Here is a 13,460-nt window from a genome sequence, read left to right as displayed (position 1 = left end):
GCGGTTGCGGCGCGTCCCATCCGCGCAAAGCCGCGTCAACCGCATTGCCGGCTTGCCTCGTCTTTGGCCGACCGGGCTGGGCGGGCGCGCCGCAGCGCGAGGAGCGCGGCGGCCATCAGCAGCGCGGACACGGCGAAGACCGCGCGGGTTGCGCAGGCGATGGCTTCCGGCCGGACGTCGTCGATCGGCCCGCCGGCCGCGGCGGCGAAGACGGTGCCCAGCGCCGCCGCGCCGGTCACCAGGCCGAGGTTGCGCGCCAGATTGAGCAGGCCGGAAACCAGGCCGCGCCGGTCGGCCGGCTGCCCGGCCATGACCAGGGTGTTGTTGGCGGCCTGGAACAGCGCGTAGCCGACGGTCAAGGCCGCCAGCGGCGCCAGGTAGCCGGCGACGCCCAGCGCGGCGGGCAGGACGGCGAGGAGCGCCGCGCCGGCCAGCATCGCGGCCAGGCCGGCCAGGCTGACGCGCGTCGCGCCGCAGCGATCGGCCAGGCGTCCGGCCGGCACGCCCGCCAGCATGGAAATCGCCGGTCCCAGCGACATGGCCAGGCCGACGCCCATCGCGTCCAGCCCCAGCGCGCGCGACAGATGGAAGGGGCCGACCACCAGCGTGCCCATCATCACCGCGGCCACCAGCGCCGCGGCGATCAGCGGGCCGCCCAGCGCCGGATCGCGCAGCATGTCGATGCGCACCAGCGGGGCCGCGCCGCGCGCCTCCACCCGGAGGAAGGCGGCGACGCCGACGGCCGCCGCCAGCAGCCAGGCCAGGTTCTGCGTGCCGAAGCGGCCGCGCCCCAGCGTCATCGCCAGCGCGTAGGCGGACAGCGTTAGCGCCAGCAGCAGCGCGCCGGCGTAATCGAAACGGGATGTCCGCGGCGTCGGCGCGTCCGCCGGCAGGCTGCGCCGCGCGAGCAGGAAGACGGCTGCGCCCAGCGGCGCGTTGAACAGGAAGATCGCCGGCCAGCCCCAGGCGGCGATCAGCGCGCCGCCCAGCGAGGGGCCGAGCGCGGTGCCGACGGCCGACATGCTGCCCAGCCAGCCCATCGCGCGGCCGGTTTGCGCCTTGGGCGCGACGTCGGCGACGAAAGCCATCGCCAGCGCCAGCATCGCCGCGGCGCCCAGGCCCTGCAGCGCGCGCGCCGCCAGCAGCCCGCGGAAGGAAGCCAGCCCGGCGGCCAGCGAGGCGAGGCTGAACAGCAGGATGCCGGCCAGCAGCAGCCGGCGCTTGCCGATCAGATCGCCCAGCCGGCCGACGCCGACGACCAGCGAGGTGACGGCGAGCAGGTAGGCCAGCACCACCCATTGCACTTGCTGGAAGGAGACGCCGAAGGCGCGGGCCAGCTCCGGCAGAGCGACATTGGCGATGCTGGTGCCCAGCGAGGACAGCAGCACGCACAGCGACAGGCAGGCCAGCGCGCCGCGCTGGCTGGAATGGGTGATGTTCAATCGAATGCTCCATCAGGTTTGCGATGGCGCGGCGGCGGCTTGCCGTCCGCGCCTTGTCCATGTCCGCAGCCTAGGCCGGCGCGGGGCATGGCGGAAGACGCGCGGCATGCACTCGATAGCTGCATGCGACGCCATGCCTGGCCGTGCTATGGTGGACGGATGAGCACACCCGATCTGAACCTGCTGATCACCCTGAACGCGCTGCTGGCCGAGGGCAGTGTGGCCGGCGCCGCGCGCCGGCTGGGCCTGAGCCCGTCGGCGATGAGCCGCGCGCTGGCGCGGCTGCGCGCGACGATGGGAGATCCCTTGCTGGTCCGCGCCGGGCGCGGCCTGGTGCCGACGCCGCGGGCCCTGGCGCTGAAGGAGCGGATCGGCCCGCTGCTGGGCGAGGCGGAAGCGGCCCTGACGCCGGCGCGGGAGCTGGACCTGTCCACGCTGGAGCGCACCTTCACCTTGCGCACCAGCGACGGCTTCGTCGAGAACTTCGGCCCCCGCCTGCTGGAGCGGGCAGCCCGGGAGGCGCCGGGCGCGCGCTTCCGCTTCGCGCTCAAGGCCGACAAGGACAGCGCGCCGCTGCGCGACGGCAGCGTGGATCTGGACACCGGCGTGGTGGGCGCGTCGGCCGGGCCGGAACTGCGGGTGAGGATGCTGTTTCGCGACCGTTTCGTCGGCGTGGCGCGCGCCGGGCATCCGCTGCTGGACGGCGAGATCAGCGCCGAGCGCTACGCCGCGGCCCGGCATGTTTGCATGTCGCGCAGCGGCCAGGAGCGGGGGCCGATAGACGCGGCGTTGAAAGCGCTGGGTTTGCGGCGCAACGTCGCCACCCTGGTCGGCGGCTTCACCGCGGCGCTGGCGCTGGCGCGCGCCACCGATCTGGTGGCCTCGGTGCCGGAGCGGCATACCGGCTTTCTGCGCGACGGCATGCAAAGCTTTCCGCTGCCGGTGTCGGTGCCCGGCATCGTCATCTCCATGATCTGGCATCCGCGGCATGACGCCGATCCCGCCCACTGCTGGCTGCGCGGCTGCGTCAAATCGGCATGCGGCGAAGGATGGGAGGAAACCGGGGCAGGCGGCGCGGAGGACTAACCGCCGGAACGCCGCCAAGCGCCCCGGCCGCCGTCAGCGAGAGGCCCGCTTGTGCACGTCGTGGGTGACGAAGGGCCGTTCCGGCGACGGCATGCTCAGCCATTCCGGATGGGCGAGGGTGGCGCGGATGTCGGCCAGGCCGCTAGCCCAGTGCTCGCGCATGGTGCGGGCGCCGAACTGGTAGTCCTTGTAGTGGCCTTCGCTGGGCTTGTCCTGGTAGATCAGGTGGATCACGTTGAACAGGCGATCGCAAGCCTGGCCGGCGGCGCGGCGATAGGCGGGGCTGCCGCGCGCCGCTTCCGGCACCAGCTCCATCACCTCGCGCAGCAACTGGCGGTACTGCTGGCTCTCCCGCATGTAGTCGGTGATCATCCGCGTGCGGCTGGAGAACTGGATGTCTTTCTGCCTGAGCGCGACCCGCGACAGGTCGGACGGCAGCTCCCCGCGCGCGCTCCACAGGTCCACCTGGAATACCAGCGAGTGCTGGCGCGGCCGCTCGCTCAGCACCGGCTGCAGCGGCGTGTTGGACACCATGCCGCCGTCCCAGTAGCGCTCGCCGTCTATCTCCACCGCCGGAAAGCCGGGCGGCAGCGCGCCGGAGGCCATGAAGTGCTCGGCGCGCAGCCGCTGGCGGGTGTTGTCGAAATAGACGAAGTTGCCGCTTCGCACGTTCACCGCGCCCACCGACACCCGCATTTCGCCGCTGTCGTTGATGCGGTCGAAGTCCGCCAGCCGCTCCAGCGTGTCTTTCAGCGGCGAGGTGTCGTAAAAGCTGGCGGTGCCGCCGTCATGGGGCGGCAGCGGCGGGCGCGGCTGGAAGAAGCCGTTCTGGCCCTCGATCAGCGCGCGCCAGGCTTCCAGGCCGTTCAGCCAGCCTTGCAGCGGCGGCGGCAGCGCCTGGGCGTCGTCCAGCAGATTGTGTGGCGTCGGCGGCAGCAGCGGCTGGCGGCTGATGGTGCGCCAGAACTGCTCCAGCCGCTCGGCGCGCTTGTCGGGCGGATTGCCGGCGATGATGGCGGCGTTCAGCGCGCCGATCGAGATGCCGGCCATCCAGTTGGGATGCAGATCGGCCTCCGCCAGACCCTGGTAGACGCCGGCCTGGTAGGCGCCGAGCGCGCCGCCGCCTTGCAGCACCAGCGCCACCACCTGGTAGCGATGGTCCGGCGGCAAGGCCGGGCTGCGGTAGGGCGCGGCGTCGACATGGCAGGCCGGATCGAGCTTGTCCTTCGCCATGCGCGCTCCTTATTGCATGAACCAGCCGTGACTGACGACGAAGGATTGGCCGGTGAGGGCCGCGCTGGGGAAGGCGGCCAGGAACAGCGCGGTCTGGGCCACGTCGTCCACGGTGGTGAACACGCCGTCCACGGTATTGCCCAGCATCACCCGCTTCACCACTTCCTCTTCGCTGATGCCCAGCTCCTTCGCCTGCTCCGGAATCTGCTTGTCCACCAGCGGCGTGCGCACGAAGCCGGGGCAGATCACGTGCGAGCGCACATTGTAGGGCGCGCCTTCCTTGGCCAGCACCCGGGCCAGGCCCAACAGCGCGTGCTTGGCGGACACATAGGCCGATTTCAGCGCCGAGGCCTCGTGCGAGTGCACCGAGCCCATGTAGATCACCACGCCGCCGCGCTTGTCCTGGTACATGTGCTGCAGCGCGGCCTTGGTGGTGAGGAAGGCGCCGTCGACGTGTATCGCCTGCATCTTCTTCCAGTCGGCGAAGCTGTAGTTGACGATGGGATTGACGATCTGGATGCCGGCGTTGGACACCAGGATGTCGAGATGGCCGAAGGCGTCCACCACTTGCTGGGTGCCCTGGTTGACCGCGTCCTCGTTGGTGACGTCCATCGCCACGCCTATCGCCTTGCCGCCGGCGGCGCCGATTTCGTCGGCGGTTTTGCGGGCGGCGTCGAGGTTGATGTCGGCGATGGCCACCGCCGCGCCGGCGCGGGCGTAGACCAGCGCGATCTCCTTGCCGATGCCGCTGGCGGCGCCGGTGATCAGGGCGACTTTTCCGTTCAATTGCATGGCGCTTCTCCTGTCGTTTCTGGAAGGGGAACAACTGGCAAAACCGGGTTGGAGCGCGGCGTCTGGCCGCTCTCCGGGCAATCGAGGCTTACGGGTACGAGGCCGCGCGGCGCGATGAGTTCCCCGCGGCCCGGCGGAGGCTTTTAGATATAGCCGAAGCGGCGGGCGGCGTCGAGCATGACAATGGGCTTGCGGTCGCCGGCTGGCTTCATATCGGATCCGCTTGTTCCAGCCAGCGGCAGAAGGCGGCGACGGCCGGGTGGCCGTCGCGCGTTTCCGGCACGTAGGCGAAGTAGCGCCAGTCCTCCAGCCGCGGGCCGGCAAACGGCTGCACCAGGCGGCCGCTGGCTAGATCGTCGGCGATCAGCCGGCTGGGCCCCAGCGCCACGCCCAGCCCGTCCAGCGCCGCCTGCAGCGTCAGGTAGAAGTGCTCCAGCGTCAGGCTGGCCGCCGGCTGCAGGCCGGGCGCGCCGGCGGCGTCCAGCCACTGCGGCCAGAACTCCGGGCTGCCTGCGGTGTGCAGCAGGGTGTGGCGGGACAGGTCGGCCGGAGAGACGAGCGGCAGGCGCTCGAGCAGGCTGGGGCTGCACACCGGCAGCCGGCTTTCCTGCAGGAATTCGTGGGCGATGAAGCCGGGCAGCGCCTGCGGGCCGCCGCGTATCGCCACCTCGAAGCTGTCGGCCAGCTGGGCGACAGGCTCGCTGGAGGTGGTCAGTTTCACCTCCACGTGCGGGTGCTGCAACTGGAACCGCGACAGCCGCGGGATCAGCCAGCGCAGCGTGAAGGTGGCCGGCGCGTTCACCCGCAGCGGCAGCGGCCCGCGCCGCAGCCTGGCGCTGGCGGTCTCTATCCGCTCCAGCGCCGCGCGGACGTCGGCGAGGTAGTCGCGGCCGGCGTCGGTGAGCCGCACCTGGCGGTGGCGGCGCTCGAACAGCGGCGCCCCCAGCCACTCCTCCAGTAGGCGGATCTGCCGGCTGACGGCGCCGTGGGTGACGTGCAGCAGTTCGGCGGCCTGGCTGAAGCTCTGGCGGACGGCGGCGGCCTCGAACGCGCGCAAGGCGTTCAGCGGCGGGAGATCTCGTTTCATTTGCGTGAGTTTTCCTGACATGAAAAGCCAGAATAAGTCGTTTGTCCATCGGTCGGCAAGTTGCGTAAGGTGTTGTCGCAACAGCATCAATTTTCATTTCTGGAGAAACGCATGAACAAGGTGATTGTGACAGGCACGCAATGGGGCGACGAGGGCAAGGGGCGGATCGTCGATCTGCTGGCCGAGACGGCGGACTGCGTGGTGCGTTTCAACGGCGGCCACAACGCCGGCCACACGCTGGTGGTGGGCGGCAAGACCTGGAAGCTGGCCTTGCTGCCCTGCGGCCTCTTGCGCGGCAAGCTGGGGGTGATCGGCAACGGCGTGGTGGTGGACCCGCAGGCGCTGCTGGCCGAGATCGACCGCATCGGCGCCGAGGGCCTGGAAATCACGCCGGACCAGCTGGCCGTCGCCGACAACGCCACCTTGCTGTTGCCATCCCACATCGCGCTGGACGCGGCGCAGGAGGCGGCGCGGACCCAGGCCATCGGCACCACCGGGCGCGGCATCGGGCCGGCGTTCGAGGACCGGGCCGGCCGGCGGGCGATCCGGCTGGCCGATCTGGCCGATCCGGCGGTTTTGCGCGGGCGGCTGGAGGAGACGTTGCGCTACCACAACGCGGTGCTGGCCGCGCTGGGCCGGCCGGTTTTCGAGCTGGAGCCGATGCTGGCGGCGTTGCTGGAGCAGGCGCGCCGCATCCTGCCTTACCTGCGGCCGGCGTGGAAACTGTTGAACCAAGCCGACGAGGCCGGCCGGCGCATCCTGTTCGAAGGCGCGCAGGCGATGCTGCTGGACGTCGAGCATGGCACCTATCCCTTCGTCACCTCGTCCGGCACCGGGCCGGCCCAGGCGGCCTCCGGCTCCGGCCTGGGCAGCGCCGCGCGCGGCCACGCGCTGGGCGTGTGCAAGGCTTATGCCACGCGGGTGGGCGGCGGGCCGTTCCCCACCGAGCTGAGCGACGCCGTCGGCGACCGCCTGCGAGAGCGCGGCGGCGAGTACGGCACCAACACTGGCCGGCCGCGCCGCTGCGGCTGGCTGGACGCGGCTTTGCTGCGCCAGAGCGTGCGGGTGGGCGGCATCGCCAGCCTGGCGCTGACCAAGCTGGACGTGCTGGACGGCATGGACGAGCTGAAGATCTGCACCGGCTACCGGCTGGACGGCGCGCCGCGCGACGACTATCCGGCGGGGCTGGCCGAGCGCGGCCGGATCGAGCCGGTGTACGAGACGCTGCCGGGTTGGCAGGAAAGCACCCGCGGCGCGCGCAGCCTGGACGCGCTGCCCAAGCAGGCGCGCGCCTACGTGCGGCGGATAGCGGAGCTGGCCGGCGCGCCGGTGTCGCTGATCTCCACCGGCGCCGAGCGCGACGATGTGATCCGCCTGGCCGATCCGTGGATGCTGGGCGGCTGAGTCCGGCGGCTTAGCCGCCGGCGTCCAGATAGAAGCGGATGCGCCGCCGGGTGAGCTCGTCGCGCTGGGCGGCGATGGCGTTCCACAGGCAGTCCACCTGCCTGGGATGGCTGGCGGCGTAGCGGCGCGAGACCGGCAGGAAGTAGGGTTTGGTGCTGATGGGCAACGCCAGCTTGCGCACCGGCAGCGCTGGATTGCGCGCCAGGTAGGCGTCGCCCAGCGTCTCGTGCACCGCGTAGGCGTCGATGCGCTTGCTGGCCAGCTTGTCGAAGTTCTGCGCCACGCTGTTGGCGGTTTCCGCCGGGATGCCCAGCCGCCGCAGATCGGTGTTGATCGACCAGCCGGCGTTGGCGCCGACGCTGCGCCGCAGATGGGACAGCTTCTTGCCGTCCCAGCCGACGTCGCTGTCGCGGCGCACGTAGAGCGCGTAACTGAGCGTGGCCAGCCGCCGCGCCTCGTCCGGTTTGCCGCCTTGCAGCGGAAAGGCGGCATAGGCGGCGCGCTCGGCGGTGTAGGAAAGCATCATCACGGCGTCCAGCGAGCCGTGCTCCAGCTCCTTCAGCAGCCGCGCGCCGGGCAGCAGACGGATGTCGGCTTTCAATCGGCAGCTGCGCGCGGCCGCCCGCACCAGCTCCACCGACAGGCCGGGGCGGCGCGGGTCCAGCGTGTCGTTGCCCATCTTGTAGGGCGGAAAGGCCTGATCGCCTATGCCCACCGTCAGCGTTTCCGCGGCGGCGGCGGCGCTGAGGCCGCAGGCGAACAGCAGAATCAATGGTTTCATGCCGGGAAGCCTACCCTTCTGACATTACCGTCAATGTAACGTTTTGGGTCTTGTTAGGATAGTCCGCCAGGCGGGGAGGCCTGGCGGCTTGTCCGGGTAGGCGGGATGTTTCCATGTCGCAGGCATGAGCGCATGTCTTCGGCCTCAATTCAGATAAGGAAACGCAGCGTGCAAATGCCGAAGCTGGGAGTGGGCGCCTTCCGCCTGAAGGCGCAACAGGCGGCGCTCAGGTCGCCTTGCCCTGGCTGTTGCGGCAGGATATCGCGGTGATTCCGTCGTCGACCAAGCGGGCCAATCTGGACGCGCTGACGCTGCGGCTGGATGAGGACGACATGGCGCGCATCGCCCGGCTGGAGGATGGCGGCCGCATCGCCAACCCGGACTTCGCGCCAGCCTGGGACGCCTGATCCACCGCTCGCCGCGCGGAGTACAATGGCGGCTTTCGCCCCGCGCGGCGTTTTGTGGATGAAGAGCATGAGCGAAGAGCTGAAGATCGAGGACCTGGTAGTGGGCGAGGGCAAGGAAGCAGTGCGCGGCGCGCTGATCACCAGCCATTACACCGGTTGGCTGGAGGATGGCCGCAAGTTCGACTCCTCGCTGGACAAGGGCCGGCCGTTCCAGTGCGTGATCGGCACCGGCCGCGTGATCAAGGGCTGGGACCAGGGGATGATGGGCATGAAGGTGGGCGGCAAGCGCAAGTTGTGGGTGCCGGCGCATCTGGCCTATGGCGAGCGCCAGATCGGCGACCGCATTCCGGCGAATTCCAATCTGGTGTTCGAGATCGAGTTGCTGGAAGTGCTGACGCGGGACGATTGATCAGGCTGCGAGCGTAGCGAGACGCTCATCCGAGTCAATTTAAGGTGGAACATTTCGTAGAGTCCGCTGCGCGGACGATGATTAGGGCGGTTCCGCCCGCGCTAAGGGCAAGAGGGCTGTCCGGCCAACCCTCTATCGCTGAGCGGATCAAAGATTCGCACGCAGACAACTCCAGGCTGCCTCTGCAGGCCGCGATTTCCGCCCGGAAAGCCAAGGGCAAGGCGCTGGCAAACTCGGCGCGCGCTAACGTCGCGGGCCTCAAACAGTCGCCAGCTTAAAACCTTGCCCTCGACTTTTCGGACGGCGCGTCCTGAAAGGGGAAATATGGCGCGTCGCACGGATTGGAGCTTAGGGAACCCAAGCCGCGTCGCGCGGGTTCGCCTGCGGCGATGCCGCGGCCAGATGAGGCGCGGCATCGGGAGTCGAGTGTGAAAAGAGGCCCATCCGGGCCTCTTTTCGTTTCAGCCGTCCATCAATAGCCGATGTTCTTCACCGCCTGCGGGCCCAGCCGCTGGCACAGCTGCATCAGGTACAGGCTGTCTGGACCAACGCGGACATTGGGCGAGTCCACCGCGCCCAGCTTGGGCGGCACCGGCACGCCCTGGGCGTCCGGAACATTGGGCGTCAGCGCGCCGCTGCTGCCTATCGCCCAGTTGGTCGCGCCCGGCGGCGCGGCGATGGCCAGCTGGTCCGCCTTCGAGTTCCACGCTACGCCCCAGCCGATGCTCCAGCCGTGGCCGCTGCCGTCGGCGCCGCGGTTGCCCAGCGCGATGGTGCCGCTGACGTCGGCGTTGTCCACCAAGAGGCCGGTGGCCCAGCGCTGGTGCGGCTCGATATTGCCGCAGGCCTCGGCGCGGCCGCTGAAGTTCAGCAGCACGTTGGGACCTCCGGCCTGGGCCTGGGTGGCGTAGTAGAACGATTTTTTGCTGCCGTTGGACGCGCTGCGGTCCACCAGCACCTGGCTGCCGGCGATGCTGAACTCGAATGCCTTGGCGCCGGAGCAGTCGACATTGTTGTGATCGTGGTTCAGCGCCACTTTCTCCAGCGTCAGCCGCCGTCCCTGCTTGCCGACCACCACGCCGTTGGTGAAGTTGCGGGCCTGGATGTCGTTGAGCCAGCCATCGCTCAGATTGTCCAGATTGGCCACGCCGTAGTCGACGCCGCCGCCGTTAGGCAGGCCTTCCAGCGCCAGGCGCTCGGCGCCGATCTGGCTGGCGATGCCGCTGGCCGCGTATTTCTGCACGCTGCCGCCATTCGGCCCCAGATAGCCGCTGTCGAAGGAGTCGGACAGCGGGATGTCCAGCGTCAGCTGCGATCCTTTCACCGCGGTGACCGTGCGCAGCCAGATTTCGTTGTTGTTGCCGGCGTTGATCCAGGTTTGCGGCTTGCCGTCGCGGACCAGCTGGTCCATGTCCATGAAGTGGATCCATTCGGCGCCGGCGCGGCGGCGGATCATCACCGCGTCGCCGGGCTTGAAGCCGGAGGCGTCGGAAACATGCAGCGTGTCGCCGCCGGACGGCAGGTAGCCGTCGGCGATGGCGGCGGCTGCGCCGACCGGCGTCAGGCTGGCGCTGGCTCCGCCCAGGCTCAGCATGACGTGGCCGGCGCCTTGCGCCTTCAGCACGGTGCCGCCCGCGCCGGATCCGCTGCCGCGCAGCACCACGCCATCGCTGGCGACCTGGATCGGCGATTCGAGCAGAAAGGTGCCGGGCGTCAGCAGCACTGCGCCCCGTACGCCGTTCACCGCCGGCAAGGCGGCTACCTTGGCGATGGCGGCCTGGATGTCGGCGAGATCGCTGGCGGCATTGCCGCTGGGCTTGACTGTCGCCTTCACCGGCGCGGCCGGCAGCGCGACGCCGCCGCCCATATAGCCGGCGCTGGAGAAATCTATGATGCGGTCGCCGTTGCCGTTCAGCGGCGCGTAGGCGAGGCCGCCCTGGCCATCGTCCTTCACCCAGCGGCTACGCGCGGTTTCCTTGCCCCACAGCGCCTGGCAGGACTGGGCGAAGGCGTCGTGGCGGATGGGCTGGAGCGGCGCGGCGGCGGCGGCCTGGCAGGCGAGCGCGGCGGCGGTTGCGCATGCCAGCCGCTTGATCGAATGCTTCATTGCTGAGGGTTTCCTGTCTGCGTTGAATGAAAGGCGGAGGCGCCGCCGGCCGAGCCGGTCTGAATTATTGTCGTGGCATATTGATAGCACGCCGCATATGTAAGTGTCTGTTACGAGATGGAGGCGGTATGTAAATCCTGGCCGGGAATACAGGGCGAAAAAAAGCCCCGGCCACAAGGGCGCGGGGCAAGTGGTGAAACGCGGGTCGAGAAACTCAGTGGGCCTGGCTGGTGTCGGCGACGCGGCTGGGCCTGGGCGCCAGCCAGATGGCGCAGGCGGCGACGACGAAGGACAGCCCCGCCAGCCAGAAGATCTGGTTGGTGGACAGCATGATGCTTTGCGCCTGCAGCGTCTGTTCGATCACCGCGCGAGCGGTGTCGCTGCCCATGCCGCCGGCGCTCAGCGCGCGCAGCGCGTCGCCGCCGCTGTCCACCATGCCGGCCAGCTCGGCGTGGTTGTAGCTGGCCTTGTCGTCCCAGGCGGTGGTGACCAGCGAGGTGGCGAAGGCGCCGGACAGCGTGCGCATGAAGCTCATCAGGCCGGCGGCCGAGGCCACTTCCGCCGGCTCCACGCTGGCCAGCGCCAGGCCGGTCAGCGGCACGAAGAAGAAGGGCATGCCCAGGCCCTGGAACAGCAGCGGCAGCGCCACTTGCCAGAAGCCCATGTCGGTGGTGGAGAAGCTGCGGTACAGCGTGACGCAGCCCAGCCACATCACGCCGCAAAACACCAGCTTGCGCGGATCCAGCCGCGAGGACAGCTGGGCGGCGATCGGCGCCACCATCACCGCCAGCACGCCGCTCATCGCGGTGGCGTAGCCGGCCTGGGTGGCGGTATAGCCCATATAGGACTGCAGCCACTGCGGCGTCAGCACGGTGGCGCCGAAGAAGGAGCCGAACGCCAGCGAGATGGTCAGCACGCTGGCCCAGAAGCCGCGGTGGCGGAACACCCTGAGGTCGACGATGGGCTGGGCGTCGGTCAGCTCCCAGATCAGGAAGGCGGCGAAGCCGATCGCGGCGACGATGGCCATGCCGACAATGGCCGGCGAGGCGAACCAATCCAGCTCCTTGCCCTTGTCCAGCATCAGTTGCAGCGAGGCCACCCACACCATCAGCAGCGCCAGTCCGATCACGTCTATCCGCAGCTTGAACACCTGGCTCTGGTAGCGCTTGAGCAGGTTCCAGCCGAGGAGGCCGCAGCCCAGGGCGATCGGCACGTTGATGTAGAAGATCCACGGCCAGCTGGCCTGGTCGCACAGCGTGCCGCCCAGGATGGGGCCCATGATGGGGGCCACCAGCGTGGTCATGCTCCACAGGCCTATCGCCGCGCCGGCTTTCTGTTTGGGGAAAATCTGCAGCAGCAGGGTCTGCGACATCGGCATCAGCGGGCCGCCGGCCAAGCCTTGCAGCACGCGGAACAGCACCAGCGTCTCCAGCGAGCCGGCCAGTCCGCACAGCATGGAGAACAGGCCGAACAGCAGCATCGAGCCGACGAACAGCCGCACGGTGCCGAAGCGCGCCGCCAGCCAGCCGGTCAGCGGCACGATGATGGCCTCGGCCACCGCGTAAGAGGTGATGACATAGGTGCCCTGGCTGGACGACACCGCCAGCCCGCCGGCGATATTGGGCACCGACACGTTGGCGATGGTGGTGTCCAGCACCACCATGAAGTTGGCGGCGGCCAGCACCAGCGCCGCCAGCCACAGCATATTGCCGGTCAGCGGTCGCTGGATTTCGCCGACCGCCGGATTCGCGCTAGACATGGCGGCCTCACTCGCTGACGTCGACGGTGGCTTCCATCGACAGCCCCACCTGCAGCGGATGAGCTTTCAGCTCGGCCGGGTCCAGCGCGATGCGCACCGGCAGCCGCTGCACCACCTTGATCCAGTTGCCGGTGGCGTTCTGCGCCGGAATCATCGAAAACGCGGCGCCGGAGCCGCCGGACAGGCCGGCCACCTTGCCGTGGTACACCACCTTGCCGCCGTAGAGGTCGGCGGTCAGCTCCACCGGCTGGCCGACGCGCACGCGGTTCAGCTGCACTTCCTTGAAGTTGGCGTCGACGTGGGCGTTCTGCAGCGGCACCACCGACATCAGCGGTGTGCCGGACTGGACCCGCTGGCCCACCTGGGCCTGGCGCTTGGCCACCACGCCGTCCACCTGGGCGCGGATCACCGTGCGCGCGAGGTCCAGCCGGGCCTGGTCGCGCTTGGCGCGCGCCAGCGCCACTTCGGGGTTGTCATCTACCGTGGCGTCGGCGGTCAGCGTCTGGTTGGCTTTCAGGCTGCCGATCGCGGCGCGGTAATTGGCTTCGCTCTGGCGGCTGGCGGCCTCGGCGGCCTTCAGGTTGGCCTGCGCGGTGGCGTAGGCGTTCTGCGCATTGCTCAGTTCCTCGCCGGACACCGAACCGTTTTTCGCCAGCGCCTGGCGGCGCTGCAGGTCGAGTTTCGCGCGCTCCAGGTCGGCGCGGGCCGAGGCCAGCTGCGCGGCGGAGCGGGCTTGGTCGGCGCTGCGGGCCTGGGCCTGGGCGCTCAGGCCTTCGTCGTTGGCGAAGTAGCCCTTCACCCGGCGTTCGGCGCGGGCGAGGTCGGCCTCGGCCTGGGCCAACGCCAGCTTGGCGTCGCTGTCGTTCAGCACCACCAGCACGTCGCCGGCCTTCACCGCCTGGGTGTCGACCACCTTCACCTGCTGGATGGTGCCGGCCACTTCGGGCGTCACT

At 69.7% G+C, this 13,460-nt stretch carries 12 protein-coding genes; 4 read left to right on the top strand and 8 right to left on the bottom strand.

Going from position 1 to position 13,460, the window contains the following annotated elements:
• Positions 1–35: 35 nt before the first annotated feature.
• Positions 36–1,442 carry an MFS transporter gene (locus ACY3GB_RS11645; protein WP_463088886.1) on the bottom strand — a complete coding sequence of 469 codons (1,407 nt, stop codon included), beginning with the start codon at positions 1,440–1,442 and terminating at the stop codon, positions 36–38.
• A 159-nt stretch (positions 1,443–1,601) separates the two neighbouring features.
• Between ACY3GB_RS11645 and ACY3GB_RS11640 the strand changes: the two genes are divergently transcribed.
• Entirely contained in the window at positions 1,602–2,528 is a 927-nt protein-coding gene (locus ACY3GB_RS11640) for a LysR family transcriptional regulator (protein ID WP_463088885.1), read from the top strand.
• A 33-nt stretch (positions 2,529–2,561) separates the two neighbouring features.
• Here the strand turns inward: ACY3GB_RS11640 and ACY3GB_RS11635 are convergent, their stop codons facing one another.
• The 3 genes from ACY3GB_RS11635 to gcvA form a co-directional block, all read right to left on the bottom strand.
• On the bottom strand, positions 2,562–3,761 hold the full coding sequence (locus ACY3GB_RS11635; RefSeq protein ID WP_463088884.1) for a patatin-like phospholipase family protein: 1,200 nt from the start codon (positions 3,759–3,761) through the stop codon (positions 2,562–2,564).
• A gap of 9 nt (positions 3,762–3,770) precedes the next feature.
• Positions 3,771–4,553: a 3-hydroxybutyrate dehydrogenase gene (locus ACY3GB_RS11630; RefSeq protein WP_463088883.1), complete on the bottom strand. Its 783-nt coding sequence runs from the start codon at positions 4,551–4,553 to the stop codon at positions 3,771–3,773.
• A gap of 208 nt (positions 4,554–4,761) precedes the next feature.
• On the bottom strand, positions 4,762–5,640 hold the full coding sequence (gene gcvA / locus ACY3GB_RS11625) for a transcriptional regulator GcvA (RefSeq protein ID WP_463088882.1): 879 nt from the start codon (positions 5,638–5,640) through the stop codon (positions 4,762–4,764).
• 111 nt (positions 5,641–5,751) lie between these two features.
• Here gcvA and ACY3GB_RS11620 point away from each other — a divergent pair, with 111 nt between their 5' ends.
• Positions 5,752–7,044 (top strand): adenylosuccinate synthase, encoded by a 1,293-nt coding sequence (locus ACY3GB_RS11620; RefSeq protein ID WP_463088881.1) that lies wholly within the window; start codon positions 5,752–5,754, stop codon positions 7,042–7,044.
• 10 nt (positions 7,045–7,054) lie between these two features.
• On the opposite strand, the gene ACY3GB_RS11615 is transcribed toward ACY3GB_RS11620, so the two are convergent.
• Complete coding sequence (locus tag ACY3GB_RS11615) at positions 7,055–7,825, bottom strand: substrate-binding periplasmic protein (RefSeq protein WP_463088880.1); 771 nt, start codon at positions 7,823–7,825, stop codon at positions 7,055–7,057.
• Positions 7,826–8,061: 236 nt separating this feature from the next.
• Here ACY3GB_RS11615 and ACY3GB_RS11610 point away from each other — a divergent pair, with 236 nt between their 5' ends.
• Both ACY3GB_RS11610 and ACY3GB_RS11605 read left to right on the top strand, forming a co-directional pair.
• A complete protein-coding gene (locus tag ACY3GB_RS11610) occupies positions 8,062–8,232 on the top strand; it encodes a hypothetical protein (RefSeq protein WP_463088879.1) in 171 nt (56 codons plus the stop codon).
• Between the two features lie 67 nt (positions 8,233–8,299).
• Positions 8,300–8,641, top strand: a complete 342-nt coding sequence (locus ACY3GB_RS11605; RefSeq protein WP_463088878.1) for an FKBP-type peptidyl-prolyl cis-trans isomerase — start codon at positions 8,300–8,302, stop codon at positions 8,639–8,641.
• 472 nt (positions 8,642–9,113) lie between these two features.
• Here the strand turns inward: ACY3GB_RS11605 and ACY3GB_RS11600 are convergent, their stop codons facing one another.
• From ACY3GB_RS11600 to ACY3GB_RS11590, 3 genes are all read right to left on the bottom strand, one after another.
• On the bottom strand, positions 9,114–10,748 hold the full coding sequence (locus ACY3GB_RS11600; protein ID WP_463088877.1) for a hypothetical protein: 1,635 nt from the start codon (positions 10,746–10,748) through the stop codon (positions 9,114–9,116).
• Positions 10,749–10,962: 214 nt separating this feature from the next.
• Positions 10,963–12,507 carry a DHA2 family efflux MFS transporter permease subunit gene (locus tag ACY3GB_RS11595; RefSeq protein WP_463088874.1) on the bottom strand — a complete coding sequence of 515 codons (1,545 nt, stop codon included), beginning with the start codon at positions 12,505–12,507 and terminating at the stop codon, positions 10,963–10,965.
• A 7-nt stretch (positions 12,508–12,514) separates the two neighbouring features.
• Positions 12,515–13,460: HlyD family secretion protein (locus ACY3GB_RS11590; RefSeq protein ID WP_463088876.1), on the bottom strand; the 946-nt coding region annotated here is incomplete at its 5' end.

Source organism: Chromobacterium sp. Ag138, from assembly GCF_055181315.1.
This window is presented reverse-complemented; position numbering and strand designations above follow the sequence as displayed.